Genomic DNA, 13,010 nt, shown 5'->3' with positions numbered 1-13,010 from the left:
TCGGCTTTCGTTCTGTGTGTTACTCGAGGTCGGCACCCGACTCGACGTGGCGACGCATCGCTGCAGAACGACCCGCCGATCGGGGCCCAGGAGACGCGGTCGTGGCCGCGATTCGGTATAGCGACATACAGTTTACAAGGGCGGCAGCAAACACTCCGCCGGCCACACGAGTTGTCAAAGTCCAATACTTTCAGTCCAGTAGTCGGTAGATATTGGACTCGTAGACTGCCCGGATACGGTTACCCCACTCGTGGGTGTACGTGTCGATGACGTCCTGTGCAACGTCCCCGCGGAGGTATTTCACGACGCCCCTATCGCCGGTTCGGTCCCGTAGATGTGTCGTGAAGAAGTGTCTGAAGTAGTGGGGCGTGACGTTCTCTTCGGCACCGCCACCATCCCGGTACCAGCCACGTTCCCGGGCGTGGTTCTCGACCGCGTGGTGGACCATGTCCGGGGTGAGCCGTTGCCCCCAACTTCCACTCGTCGAGAGGAAGAGCGGCTCTGCATCGGATTGCGAATCTGGGCGAATCGCAAGCCACCGGCGCAACACGGCCGCCAGTTCGTCGTCGACCGGGACTGTCGTGTCACGCTTTCGCTTGTTCGAGGCCGTCCGTTCCTCCCCGTTGACGACTGTCCCGCGAGCCGGGCTCGCAGCCACGTACAGCGAGTTCGGCCGGCCGTCGAGCGCGGCCCTGACGGGCACGGGCGGTCGTGGACCCGGGTCTTCGAGGTTGAGGTCCCGGACGTCGAGGTTACAGAGTTCGCCGACACGCATCCCCGTCTTCAAGAGGGTGACGACGACGGCCCGTTCCAGTGGGTGGGAGATATCAGCGACGAAGGCTCGCATCGCCGCTACGTCGATCTCGCGGCGCGTCGGATCGGTGTTGATGGACTCGTCCATCTCCTCCATGACCAGCGTCATGGGGTTGCCTTCGAAGGTCCCGACTTGGGTCATGTACGCGAAGAACCGGTGGAGGTACGACGCGTAGGTCGCGACCGTACTCTCGCTCTTGTCACCCCGCAGGCCGTGGACGTAAGCCATGCAGTCCCGGTGGCTCGCATCCTCGATCGGGACTGGGCGGTCACCCGACGCCAGAAAGGATTCGAAGTCACGCAGCACGCGCTCGTAGAACGTCCGGGTCCGGTCGCTCTTCCCGTGGAACGTGATGTCGTCGAGGAAGTACCCGATCGCGTCTTCGTCGGGGTCGGAACCGGCAGTCTCGGAACTCATCGGTCGAGGACGTACCCCCCGTGGCGACCGCTGTATCTGACCTGCCCTCGCGACTGGAGGTCCTGGAGCGTCTCGTCGAGGCGCGCCTCGATGTCGTCGGTGAGCTCGGTGAGCAACTCGTCCCAGTCGTAGTGCCCGCCGTCGGAGAGCGTCTGAAGGACCCGGTCTTCGAGGCCTTCACCCCCAGGGGTCACGTCCCGGGAAGGGGTTCCTCGGGGCTACGCTCCGAGGCGTCGTCCGACGACGTCGATTCGGGCGGTTCGAACCCGCTGCGGCCCGCCTGCACCATCGTTCGGACGAACTCGCTTTGACTCATGTCGAGTTCGTCCGCGTGGTCTTGCCAGTGAGCTTTCTGGTAGGCCGGAACGTACGTCCGGACGACCGCGCGCTCGGTGCTGTCGTCACTCGGCATGTGAGGGCCCACTCACCCGACCATTATCAAAGTGTGGCCATCTACACGGATAAACACACTTATTCGTGCAAGTGAGTATACTTTTGCACCCAGTCTGGGGCCACACACACGGATAAACACTTATAGAATGGAGCATGGGTAACTCTACATAACTATAATCACAAATATAAATTTAGGTGGCATCGACGGATGAGGGCGAACGGCTACTCCCCAAGCAGTTCCCACTGCGTCGAGCAATCTGTCCATCTCGTCGGCTCAGCTGCAGATCCCCTATCACTCGGGTGGGGGCATCACGGACGGCAAGTGGTTCCCGCGGGACGGCCAATCGAGACCCGTTCGGTTCGGCTTCCGAACAGCCCGGCAGTCCCTACAGCGCCGACAGCGCGACCCGGTACCTTGTAGACTCGAGAACCAGCACTGCAAACAGTTTGGTGTTGACCGGATGGCCAGAACAGGTCCTCCCCCGGTATCCCCACGGCGGATGCCCCGAAGTGAGCGCCTACCTCTCAACTCCGAAGCGGCCCCAGCAACAGACCGACCGGTGCCTTCAGGCGGCGTACGCAGGCGGAGAGACGACTCGACAGTCCCGACTGCCAACGAAGTGGGCACCAGTGGACCACCGACAGAAACGGCCCCGGCTACCAGCGGCCGCAGGTGAAGACTAGCACGCCGACCTGACGTCCGTCCCGCCTGACAATCCCTGTGTATCGGCCGGCGAACGACTCGTAGCCGAAAATCTTCCACGTCCACCCACTCAGAGAGGCGCGCTGTCGACAGGGTCCGAAAGCATCTCTCGACGAGGGGAGTGTGGCGTGTTCGGGGACGAGGGAAGTCTACTGACGTGCCCCGAGACGCCGAGAGCGACGATACGTGGCAGTTCACTACTGGTTCCCGAAGAGATACTCTCTTACTCCCGGGCCGGCTACGCGGATACATGAAAGGCGCTCACAGCGGGGGCCGGCGGAGGCAACGTCCGGGACAGAGGGCAAACGATGGCATCTGAACTGGACCTCCTGTTCATGGTTCTGATCGTCCTCGTCGTGATGGTCCTCAGCATCGTCGGGTCGCTCTATCTACTCCGGTATCTCGTGCGATACACGTTCGAGTCGTAGCCTCGGTGCCGCCTTCGCCAGTGGGGTGCTGGGCCATCAGGAGCTCACCACCACCAAATGTGTCATCTCAAGAGCCAAATTCAAATGCTCGCTCTCGCTCACGTAAACCTCATATCGCGATACATAATTGGCTCACAGAAGTTGACTAATCGTCTCGATGTGTAGGATTGGATTCGACGGTTGAACGCCAATCGTTTTCCCCGCTACCCGCCACGGTTGAATTGTATCGATCGCCGAGCACGTCGCACCGACCGTGTGCACAGATAGAAACGTATGCCACTCTCGCAACTCCTCGAACAGTACGTCAGTCTCGGTATCTTCGTCCTCGCTACAGGGCTCAGCGTCCTCAGTTTCCTCGCATGGCGACGGGAACGCGATGGCCGGATGCGAATCGTCACGCTCGGATACGGGATGTTCGCGGTCTACGGACTCATCGTGTTTCTCGAGTATCCGTTGCTCCCGTATTTCCCGTATGCAACGCTCGAGTTGCTCGAACACGGGAGTGCGATCCTGATTCTCGGTGGCCTCCTGACGTTTTTCATCGCGCTGACCCGGGACTGAGCAATGTCGGACCCGGATCTCGAACTGGCCTCTCGACGGAGAATCTACCAGCGGATTGCCGACACGCCAGGGGTTCACTTTCGTGGGCTCCTCGACGACCTCGAGTACGCACAGGGGACACTCCAGTATCAGCTCCGGTGGCTCGCCGACGAGGGTCTGATCGACGTCTCGGACGACGGCAAGTACACGCGGTACTATCCGGCTGCCGAGTTCGACGAAACCGATCGGACAGTCATGAATGCCCTTCGCCGGGAGTACAGCCGTCGCATTCTCGCGCACCTGCTCACTGACGGCCCGCTCTCGACGACTGACCTGAGCGACCGCCTGGATAAAGCCCAGTCGACCGTCTCGTGGCATCTCTCGAGGCTCGCCGAGGCCGACCTCGTCACGAAAGAACGCGACGGCCGGCGTGTCGTCTACGAAGTCAGCGATCCTGATCGGGTCAAATATCTGTATACGGTTCACCGGCCCTCGTTCACTGACAAGGTCGTCGACCGTATGCTGGGTCTCTGGGATAGCTATTAACCCGTCGCGTTCGACGAAATCCCTCGAAGCACCAGCAGTCGCAACAGGAGCACGTACGCGAGAAACGCCACCGAGGGGCCCAGCAGGGGCCGGACGAGTCCCATCAGGTCAGTACCGATCGCCGCAGCATGGATTGTTCCGAAAGCGAACCCGGCGTACGCGAACGAGTGGACGACGCGTGGGCCCCACGGTTGCTGGAAGCGCTTCGCGTCCGTAAAGCCCAGGACTGCGACGACGAGCACGAGCAGTCCCCCCGCGCCCACGGCGACGGCGGCGAGGAAGTACGACATCGAGTATGTCGGCGCCGGGACCTGTCCGGTGACGACGAACCACGCGTCGAGGACACCGAGCCCGGCGTGCAGCAGCGTGACGATCATCGCGAACACGGACAGTTCGATGTGGACGCGTCGGGCGGCCTCGTGGAGCACACCGAACGACTCGGTGTTATACAGGATGCCTGTGAGAACTGCCAGATACAGCGTCGGATACGTGACGAGTGCAGCACCGCGGTCGAGATACCAGACAATCGCCGACATCACGAGGCCCCCGTCGTCGCCACGACGTCGGGACAGCCGTCCGCGTCCTGGAACCCATTCGTCGTCTCCGGTCGCGTCGGACACCGATCGGCGGAGTCGTTGGTCCCGTCGCCGTCGTAATCGGCTGGTGCCTGTCTCGAGGACACTCTCTGAGTGCCCAGGTCACTCTGTTTCTCCTCGGTCGCCTGGGTAGCACGGACGTCGCCGATCTGCCAGAGGATCGGTACCGCCACGACCAGGACGACGATCGCGACGACGGTGAGCCGCTGTTTATGTGTCCATGACATGTGTGTCGAACCCCTCAGTCGTACGAAAGACGCCGTCGTGGATGATGAGCGCCTCAACCCCCTCCCACTCCACTGCTAACTCGCGTGCCTCGGCGAGCGGGAGCGACGCCAGCGTCGTCGCTAAGGCGTCGGCTTCCATGCAGTCTCGCCGCGCCACGACGGTGACAGATTCGTGACGAGCGCCGACCGTCTCGGTGGTCGGATCGTAGACGTGGTCTGTGCCGTTTCGCGAGCGTCGGTACCCGCCGGAGGTCGCGACGTGCCAGTCCGTGTGCAGAACCTTCAGCGGCATGTCGTCGTCGTACGGGCTCTCGACGGCGACCGGTCCAGTCGGTGGGGACAGATCCCCGCCACCGCTGACGAACCCGCGTCGGCCGAGTCCCGCGAGCGTCTCGGCGGTTCGGTCGACGATGTAGCCCTTGGCAAGCCCGTTCAGGTCGAGTTCGATGTCGCTGGTGACGGTGGCGCCGTCGACGTGGACTGTACCGCTGTCGAACGTCTCGGGTAGTGTGTCGCTGTCACCGCGCAGGTACGCTTTGAGGTCCTGTTCGACGCGACCCTGCTGTATATCGAACACCTCGTCGGTCCGGTCGTAGTATTCGAGCCCACGGCGAACGATACGGGCGACGTGTTCGTTTACGACCGCTCCAGCACGGTTGAGCTGGCTGACAGCACTCGTCTCGTCGAAGGCGTTCAACTGTGCTTCAAGTGACTCCGCCGTTTCTCGAGCCCCAGTCACCGCAGTTTCGGCCCGGATGCCTGTCGCCTGGATCCGAAACGTCGTATCGCAACAGTCGAACTCGCGGTGGCTGTCTCCGAACCGGTCGTAGACCGGTGCGAACGAACCAATCATCTCGGTCATTCGTCCGCTTCGTGTTCGTCGTCCTCGTGTTCCGCTTCGTGTTCTTCACCATTCGCTTCGTGTTCGTCGTCCTCGTGTTCCGCTTCGTATTCTTCACCATTCGCTTCGTGTTCGTCGCCCTCGTGTTCCTCGTCCTCGTATCCAGACTGTGTCTGGACTGCTGGGGTGAAGTCCCGGTTGGGCGTCGGCGCATCAGCCGCGACCTGTTGTGATGCGTCCGACGGGGTCGCGTCTGGTGCGTCAGACTGCACGCCACCCTGTGCGAGGCCGCCACCGGGCAGAGCGAGGGCCCCGGCGACACCAGCTGTGAGGAGCGCACCGACAAGAGTGAAGGCAACGAGTTTGTTTCTGGGGACAGGGGCACGCATGATTAGCTGCCTCCCGGGTTCGAATCGCTATCACCGGCGTGTCGGTCGTTTCGTTCTGACATTGCAAATGGAGTCGATACAGCCCTAGTAAATCGTTCGCGTCCAGCCATCGAATCTTCGTACAGCTGTCGAATCGATAGATGGTCCAGAACGAGGAGGAGGGCAAAGCAGAGGACGAGCGTCAAGAGCCAACTCGATCGACTCGTGAATTCCTCGCAACACACCGTCTGTAGGCCTGGAACACACCGTCTATAGGCCCTGTCTGCTGTTACACACAGGACACAATCACCAGTTAGCCCCACGTTTGGACTTCCGTGACGGGGATATTATCCCTGTGTCCACTGCAACCGGTCTTGCCGGAGCCCCCGCCGCTCACGGCAGGTGAGGGTGTCACTTCGTGGTAGAACGGTCTTCGTAGAGCGTTACGAGTCGCGCCTCTGCCTTTCGCAGATGGTTTGCGGCGGTACTTTTCGAACAGCCGACCTCGTCAGCGACTTCTCGAACGCTCGCCTGGCGCGGGATTTCGTAGTATCCGCGTTCCCGTGCGACGTCGAGTACCTCCGCTTGGCGGTCGGTCAACGCTGTAACTTGCAACTCCCGGTATGCATCGTATTCCCCGAGACGGTCGATCGATACCGAAAGGTGGTCAGGGAGATTTGCGACCAGCCCTTGGAGGGCATCTTGTTTGCCAGCCACCTCGAAGAGCATCTCACCATCGGTGCCGTATTCGATCGGTGGGACGACGAGTAGTTCAGTATCGGTGAGGAGAGCACGCAGGCGACTGGCGAATCCCTGCGGTTTCTCCCGAATGTAGACGTAGAAGCTGCGGTCATCGACTGGCGTCACCTCGTACTCTCGGATATCGTCGACGGTGTCGAGCGCAGCGAGGTACGCCTCTTTCCCCTCCGCAACATCCCCGACGATATAGAGCAGGGTAGTGACGTACTCGGGGTTCGAGAAGTTCCAGTGGCGCAGGTACGCGCGACGAAGCGAGTCCTGTTCAACGAGGAATTGGTGCATCCGATGGCGAGCCGCCGGCGGGAAGTGGATCTGTAACTGGAGATACCGCATTTAGCGAGATAGCTGTCCGTTAATTATAAAAGGGCATGGACAGGTCCGACAAAACGCTAGCGCCCCGGTGTCGAAAACACGTGTATATGAGCTCGGAAGTGAGTGACCCACCCGGTCCGCGCGGATTGCCAGTTGTCGGCAACACAATCGATTTGAGCCGCGACATCCTGGCGTTTCGAAGAACTGCGCGACGAGTACGGTCGCGTCGCACGTTACGAGGTGTTCGGGACCGATGCGTGTATGATCGCCCATCCGGACGCGGTCCAGCGGGTGCTCCTCGACGATCACGAAGCCTTCGGGAAGGGTGAGGTGTTGACCCGGAATCTCGCAGACGCGATGGGCGAGGGGCTGTTCGTGTCCGGTGGTGACCAGTGGGAGAATCAACGAACGCAGGTGCAACCGGCGTTCTACCGGAAACAGTTGCACACGTACGTCCCCGAGATGCAGTCAACTGCAGCAGAGACAGTCGAACAGTGGCGTGATGGCATGGTTGTCGATGTCAACGACACGATGACCGCGACAACGATGGACGTGCTCGGTCGAACGCTGTTCGGCGTGGACGTGCGGGAAAACCCAATCGTCTCGGAAGCGTCGGACGCGATTCTCACCCGGTTCGATACGAGCCGGTTCTGGTCGTTCCTCCCGGACCGTCTCCCGACACCGACGAACCGGCGGTACAGACGGAAACTCGACAAACTCCAGCAGTTCGTCGACGACCTGGCCCGACAGCGGCGTCAGCAAGACCCCGAGAATCGTGGCGACGATCTGCTGTCGCTCCTCGTGGGGTTCGTCGAAGCGGGCGATCTGACGGTCGACGAACTCCGCGACAACATGGTCACGTTCCTCTTCGCCGGACACGAGACGACGGCTCTTGGGCTGACCTACACACTCCTCTGTCTCGCTCAACACCCCGACAGACAGGCCGACCTTCAGGCGGAAGTCGACGCCGTCTGTGACGGGCGAGTAACTGCTGGGGACCTCCCGGAACTCGAACGGCTGGAGCACGCGATCGACGAGGCGCTGCGGCTCTATCCGCCCGTGTACATGTTCTTCCGGGAAGCGAAGCGCGACGTGACGTTACAGGGATACGACATCCCGGCAGGCACGACGCTGGTCCTGCCACAGTGGGCCGTCCACCGTGACCCGGCGTGGTGGGACGATCCGGAAACGTTCCGTCCGGAGCGATTCGACGGCGACGCCGGCCGCCCAGAGTACGCATACTTCCCGTTCGGCGGCGGCCCTCGTCACTGCATCGGGATGCGATTCGCGCGTATGGAGATGAAAACCGTTCTCGCGACACTGCTGGACGAATACTCCTTCGAGCTCGTGTCCGACCCGGACCCAGACCTCATCGCCAGTACGAACCTCAAGCCGGGCGGTCCGATCGAGATAGCACTCGACGTGCGGTGAAAATTAAGCCAGTTGAACTGCTGTATTATGACGGTCCACTACCTCACCGACCGGCTGTCGATTACACGCCAACCGACCGAACTGATGTCGAGATCCGAGATGACGATCACTGGTGCCCACGCGCTGGGTCTCGAGAGGGAGATTGGAAGTATCGAGGTGGGAAAACGGACCGACATCGTGGTACTCGATCCGCACGACATCGGCCATTCAGTAACGTCCCGTCCGCGATCATAAACACGATGCCGGCGAGTGACGTCGAGACCGTAATCGTCGACCGGACCGTGCTACTTGAAGCAGGGAACCGTCCGGTCGATGGACGCCGACTCCATCGTCGCCGATGCCGAGGACGCGCGACAAACTGCAGGTGACGACAGGGTGGTCGACGTCGATAGCCGAGAGTTCGCCACCGGACGCCTCGATCGTGCGCCGGATCGCTGTCCGACCGACGCTCCGAGTCCTCGAACGCGGGTTCTTGCCGGACTACCTCCCGTAGAGACCACTGTGTACGCGCTGCCGTCGACAGCAGTGGCCGGACGGTCCGACGAAGTCGTATTTTTTTATTGTATCGTGTCGAAACGGTTCGGCATGGTCGAGAAACCAGCTGTCGGCGAACTCACGCCACCGGACCGAACGTTGATGGGGCCTGGGCCGAGTGACGTCCACCCACGGGTCCTCCGAGCAATGAGCACCCCTCTTGTCGGGCACCTCGACCCGTCGTTCATCGAGATCATGGACGAGGTACAGGACCTCCTGCGGTACACGTTCCGCACCGACAATCAGTGGACGATCCCCGTCTCCGGCACCGGGTCGGCGTCGATGGAGGCCGCCGTCGGCAATCTCGTCGAGCCCGGCGACACCATGCTCGTGCCGACCAACGGGTACTTCGGCGACCGGATGGCGAGTATGGCCGACCGCGCCGGCGGTGAGGTCGTCACCGTCGACGCACCGTGGGGGGAACCGCTCGACCCCGCCGACGTCGAGGCCGCCTTCGACGAACACAGTCCAGACGTGTTCGGCTTCGTCCACGCCGAGACCAGTACCGGGGTCCTCCAGCCGTCCGTCCCCGAGCTCACGAGCATCGCCCACGAGAACGACGCGCTGGTCGTCGCTGACACCGTGACGTCGCTGGGCGGCGTGGAGTTCCGTGCCGACGAGTGGGACGTCGACGTCGCCTACTCGGGGCCACAGAAGTGCCTCTCGTGCCCGCCGGGTGCGAGCCCGCTCACGCTGAACGACGACGCGATGGACAAGGTGCTCTCACGCGAGCAGCCACCCCGCTCGTGGTATCTCGACCTCTCGCTGCTGGAGGGATACTGGGGCGAGGAGCGTGCGTACCACCACACCGCACCCATCACGAACGTCTACGCCCTGCGGGAGGCCCTGCGCCTGGTCGCCGAGGAGGGAATCGAGCAGCGGTGGGAGCGACACCGGGCCGTCGCGAGCGCGCTGAAGGCCGGCGTCGAGGCGATGGGCCTCGAGCTGAACGCCCCCGAGGCGTACTGGCTCCCCAGCCTGAACACGATTCGGGTACCTGACGGCGTCGACGACGGCGCTGTCATCCAGTCCCTCCTGGACGAGTACGACCTCGAGATCGCCAGCGGTCTCGGTGCCCTCGAGGGGACATCTGGCGTATCGGTTGCATGGGCCACTCCGCCCGGCCGAAGAACGTGAGCTACCTCATGACGGCACTCGGCGACGCTCTCACCGAACAGAGCGCCGACGTGGACGTCGAAGCGGGGCTCGCGGCGACCAGCGACGCACTCTAACCGTCAAGACAACCGGCCCCGCGGACCGGGGCAGAGTGGCTGATGATCGTCTCGCCGACGGCGACAGATTCACCGGCCGTCGAGACCCCCGGATCGCACGAGTACTGCTCGGATAACGACGGCTGGATTAATAATCCATCTCCCGCAATATAATATTCTTAAGTACTTCAACGGCGATTTATAGCAGCCAACTTAATAACCGGGCGTCGGCTAGATACAGCTATGACTGCCGACGGTCGAGAGCCATCCGGGAGCGGCGGTGGACGAAGTCGGCGAGGGACGAATGCGCACGACGACGCCGTCGGTGACGCGTCGACCGTCCGCTTTGCCGTCCCGGAGATGGACTGCCCCTCGTGTGCGGGGAAAGTCGAGTCGAGCGTCCGGACACTGTCCGGTATCGAGGACGTCGACCCACAGGTGACGGCCGGGACGCTCGTCGTCCGGTACGACGGGGACCAGACCTCGCCGGCGGCTATCGGCGAGCGAATCCGGAGCGCGGGGTACAGCGCCACGGTCCAGGGCGTCGAGACGACGACGCTGTCGGTCCCCGAGATGGACTGTGGCTCCTGTGCCGGGAAAGTCGAGCACGCCCTGGACGGGGTGTCCGGCGTCCTGGAGTACGAGACGTTCCCGACGACGGGGACGGTCGACGTCGAGTACGAGACGGCACAAGCTAGCATCGACGACATCGTGGCAGCGGTCGAGCGGGCAGGGTACGAGGTGACCGGTCGTGACGACGACACGGCCGACGGCGACGGGACTGCCAGCATCTGGACGGGGCCCAGGGCACAGAAGACCTGGGCGAGCGCCGCCGTGGCCACGCTCGGGTTGATGTTGGAGTTCGTCGTGCCGGAGCTGAACGAGCAGTTTGGCCCGGTGCTGGGGACGGGCCTGTCGCCGGCCGACGGCCTCTTCCTCGTCGCCGTCGCCGTCGGCGGGCAGGCGATTCTCCGGAACGGGTACTACTCGGCGCGCAACCGGAACCTCGACATCGACTTCCTGATGTCGGTGGCGATACTGGGCGCCATCGTCGCTAGCCTGGCCTTCGGCGAGGCCCTGTACTTCGAGGCTGCGACGCTGGCGGTCCTGTTTAGCATCGCCGAGCTCCTGGAACGATACTCCATGGAACAGGCCCGCGACTCGCTGCGCGAGCTGATGGACCTCTCGCCGGACGAGGCGACGGTCCTCGACGGCGACGGGGAATCGACGGTCCCTGTCGAGGCCGTCGACGTCGGCGACGTGGTCGTCGTCCGCCCCGGCGAGACCATCCCGATGGACGGCACCGTCGTCGAGGGCGACAGCGCCGTCGACCAGTCGCCCATCACCGGCGAGAGCGTCCCGGTCGACAAGACGGTCGGCGACGAGGTGTACGCCGGGTCCCTGAACGAGGGCGGGTACCTGGAGGTCGAGGTGACCTCGGCGGCCGCCCAGAGCACGCTCTCGCGGATCGTCGAGATGGTCGAGGACGCCCAGTCGAACCGGACCGAGCGCGAGCAGTTCGTCGAGCGGTTCGCGGACCGGTACACGCCCGCGGTCGTGACCTTCGCCGTCCTCGTGACCGTCGGCGCACCGGCGGTCCTGGGTGTGACCTGGGCGACGGCCGTGGTCTACGGGCTCACCCTCCTGGTCCTCGCGTGCCCGTGCGCGTTCGTCATCTCGACGCCGGTGTCGGTCGTCTCGGGCATCACGAGCGCCGCGAAGAACGGTGTGCTCGTCAAGGGCGGACGCCACATCGAGGCCATGGGGGCCGTCGACGTCGTGGCCTTCGACAAGACCGGGACGCTCACCCGGGGCGAGCTCACGGTCACCGACGTCGTCCCGCTGAACGGGAACACCGAGGCAGAGGTGCTCCAGTGTGCCCGCGGCCTCGAACGGCGCAGCGAGCACCCCATCGGCGAGGCCATCCTCACTACCGCCGACGGCACCGAGCCCGAACCGGCGGTCGACCAGTTCGAGAGCATCACCGGCAAGGGCGTCCGCGCCGACCTCGACGGGACCCCGCACTACGCGGGCAAACCGGGGCTGTTCGACGAGCTGGGCTTCGACCTCTCGCACGTCCACGCGACAACCGACGGCGGCGTCGTCACCCGGACCGCACAGGCGATGTGCGACCGGAACAACTGTCTCGACCTGCTCGAGGAGACGGTCCCGGCGCTCCAGGCAGAGGGGAAGACCGTCGTCCTCGTCGGGACCGAGGACGAACTGGAGGGCGTCATCGCGGTGGCCGACGATCTGCGCCCGGAAGCCGCAGCGACGGTCCGCCGACTCAAACAGCTCGGCGTCGAGCACACGGTCATGCTGACCGGGGACAACGAACGGACGGCGCGCGCAATCGCCGACGCGGTCGGCGTCGACGAGTACCGGGCCGAGCTGCTCCCCGACGAGAAGGTCGCGGCCGTCGAGTCCCTGGCCGAGGCGTACGGCGACGTCGCCATGGTCGGCGACGGCATCAACGACGCGCCGGCGCTGACGACGGCGACGGTCGGGATAGCGATGGGGGCCGCGGGGACCGACACCGCCATCGAGACGGCAGACGTCGCACTGTTGAGCGACGACCTCACGAAACTGCCCTACCTGTACGAACTCGCCGGGAAGACCAACGGCGTCATCAAACAGAACATCGGCGCCAGCCTCGCGGTGAAGGCGGGCCTCGCGCTGGCGGTGCCCTTCGGCTACGTCCCAATCTGGCTGGCCGTCCTCGCCGGCGACGCGGGGATGACCCTCGGGGTCACGGGCAACGCGATGCGCCTCTCCCGGGTGGTGCCGGACGCGGCCGCCGGCGAGGCCGCGACGCCCGAATAGGACACCGCGGCGGAGGTTCGCCGACGAATTCTCAGGGATTTATACCGACCCCGCCACCACGGAGGCG

11 protein-coding genes and 2 pseudogenes are annotated in these 13,010 nt (G+C 63.7%); 6 read left to right on the top strand and 7 right to left on the bottom strand.

Going from position 1 to position 13,010, the window contains the following annotated elements; genetic code table 11:
* Positions 1-190: 190 nt before the first annotated feature.
* Both P1N55_RS01920 and P1N55_RS01915 read right to left on the bottom strand, forming a co-directional pair.
* Positions 191-1,231, bottom strand: a complete 1,041-nt coding sequence (locus P1N55_RS01920) for a tyrosine-type recombinase/integrase (RefSeq protein WP_276277341.1) — start codon at positions 1,229-1,231, stop codon at positions 191-193.
* Positions 1,228-1,643 (bottom strand): annotated as a pseudogene (locus P1N55_RS01915) (DUF5805 domain-containing protein). The gene P1N55_RS01920 and the pseudogene P1N55_RS01915 overlap by 4 nt, the downstream one beginning before the upstream one ends.
* Positions 1,644-3,028: 1,385 nt before the next feature.
* Here P1N55_RS01915 and P1N55_RS01910 point away from each other — a divergent pair.
* Positions 3,029-3,316: a hypothetical protein gene (locus P1N55_RS01910; RefSeq protein WP_276277340.1), complete on the top strand. Its 288-nt coding sequence runs from the start codon at positions 3,029-3,031 to the stop codon at positions 3,314-3,316.
* Positions 3,317-3,319: 3 nt separating this feature from the next.
* Positions 3,320-3,841 (top strand): winged helix-turn-helix transcriptional regulator, encoded by a 522-nt coding sequence (locus P1N55_RS01905; RefSeq protein WP_276277339.1) that lies wholly within the window; start codon positions 3,320-3,322, stop codon positions 3,839-3,841.
* On the opposite strand, the gene P1N55_RS01900 is transcribed toward P1N55_RS01905, so the two are convergent.
* The 5 genes from P1N55_RS01900 to P1N55_RS01880 form a co-directional block, all read right to left on the bottom strand.
* Positions 3,838-4,377 (bottom strand): hypothetical protein, encoded by a 540-nt coding sequence (locus tag P1N55_RS01900; RefSeq protein WP_276277338.1) that lies wholly within the window; start codon positions 4,375-4,377, stop codon positions 3,838-3,840. The two genes, P1N55_RS01905 and P1N55_RS01900, sit on opposite strands and share 4 nt — an antisense overlap.
* The gene (locus tag P1N55_RS01895; RefSeq protein ID WP_276277337.1) at positions 4,377-4,664 is read right to left on the bottom strand and encodes a hypothetical protein; all 288 of its coding nucleotides are present in this window, start codon (positions 4,662-4,664) and stop codon (positions 4,377-4,379) included. Before P1N55_RS01895 ends, P1N55_RS01900 begins: the two co-directional genes overlap by 1 nt.
* Positions 4,648-5,517: an FAD:protein FMN transferase gene (locus P1N55_RS01890; protein WP_276277336.1), complete on the bottom strand. Its 870-nt coding sequence runs from the start codon at positions 5,515-5,517 to the stop codon at positions 4,648-4,650. The genes P1N55_RS01895 and P1N55_RS01890 overlap by 17 nt, the downstream gene beginning before the upstream one ends.
* Positions 5,518-5,522: 5 nt before the next feature.
* Positions 5,523-5,777 carry a hypothetical protein gene (locus P1N55_RS01885; protein ID WP_276277335.1) on the bottom strand — a complete coding sequence of 85 codons (255 nt, stop codon included), beginning with the start codon at positions 5,775-5,777 and terminating at the stop codon, positions 5,523-5,525.
* A 507-nt stretch (positions 5,778-6,284) separates the two neighbouring features.
* Positions 6,285-6,965, bottom strand: coding sequence for a helix-turn-helix domain-containing protein (locus P1N55_RS01880; protein WP_276277334.1), 681 nt, complete (start codon positions 6,963-6,965; stop codon positions 6,285-6,287).
* A gap of 219 nt (positions 6,966-7,184) precedes the next feature.
* On the opposite strand from P1N55_RS01880, the gene P1N55_RS01875 reads away from it, so the two are divergent.
* The 4 genes and pseudogenes from P1N55_RS01875 (at position 7,185) to P1N55_RS01865 (ending at position 12,943) form a co-directional block, all read left to right on the top strand.
* Positions 7,185-8,375, top strand: a complete 1,191-nt coding sequence (locus P1N55_RS01875; RefSeq protein ID WP_346429987.1) for a cytochrome P450 — start codon at positions 7,185-7,187, stop codon at positions 8,373-8,375.
* 27 nt (positions 8,376-8,402) lie between these two features.
* Positions 8,403-8,609 (top strand): amidohydrolase family protein, encoded by a 207-nt coding sequence (locus P1N55_RS19550; protein ID WP_346429986.1) that lies wholly within the window; start codon positions 8,403-8,405, stop codon positions 8,607-8,609.
* Between the two features lie 402 nt (positions 8,610-9,011).
* Positions 9,012-10,141: pseudogene (locus P1N55_RS01870) on the top strand (pyridoxal-phosphate-dependent aminotransferase family protein).
* Between the two features lie 222 nt (positions 10,142-10,363).
* Positions 10,364-12,943, top strand: a complete 2,580-nt coding sequence (locus P1N55_RS01865; RefSeq protein WP_276277333.1) for a heavy metal translocating P-type ATPase — start codon at positions 10,364-10,366, stop codon at positions 12,941-12,943.
* Positions 12,944-13,010 lie beyond the last annotated feature (67 nt).

This window comes from Haloarcula regularis (assembly GCF_029338315.1).
GTDB lineage: Archaea > Halobacteriota > Halobacteria > Halobacteriales > Haloarculaceae > Haloarcula > Haloarcula regularis.
Note: the sequence above shows the minus strand (reverse complement) of the source record. Positions and strands in the feature narration are given on the sequence as shown.

What these genes read in the sequence shown, in the direction of transcription:
- P1N55_RS01920 (WP_276277341.1), bottom strand. Translation starts at nt 1,231, where the DNA reads ATGAGTTCCGAGACTGCCGGTTCCGACCCCGACGAAGACGCGATCGGG.
- P1N55_RS01910 (WP_276277340.1), top strand. Translation starts at nt 3,029, where the DNA reads ATGCCACTCTCGCAACTCCTCGAACAGTACGTCAGTCTCGGTATCTTC.
- P1N55_RS01905 (WP_276277339.1), top strand. Translation starts at nt 3,320, where the DNA reads ATGTCGGACCCGGATCTCGAACTGGCCTCTCGACGGAGAATCTACCAG.
- P1N55_RS01900 (WP_276277338.1), bottom strand. Translation starts at nt 4,377, where the DNA reads ATGTCGGCGATTGTCTGGTATCTCGACCGCGGTGCTGCACTCGTCACG.
- P1N55_RS01895 (WP_276277337.1), bottom strand. Translation starts at nt 4,664, where the DNA reads ATGTCATGGACACATAAACAGCGGCTCACCGTCGTCGCGATCGTCGTC.
- P1N55_RS01890 (WP_276277336.1), bottom strand. Translation starts at nt 5,517, where the DNA reads ATGATTGGTTCGTTCGCACCGGTCTACGACCGGTTCGGAGACAGCCAC.
- P1N55_RS01880 (WP_276277334.1), bottom strand. Translation starts at nt 6,965, where the DNA reads ATGCGGTATCTCCAGTTACAGATCCACTTCCCGCCGGCGGCTCGCCAT.
- P1N55_RS19550 (WP_346429986.1), top strand. Translation starts at nt 8,403, where the DNA reads ATGACGGTCCACTACCTCACCGACCGGCTGTCGATTACACGCCAACCG.
- P1N55_RS01865 (WP_276277333.1), top strand. Translation starts at nt 10,364, where the DNA reads ATGACTGCCGACGGTCGAGAGCCATCCGGGAGCGGCGGTGGACGAAGT.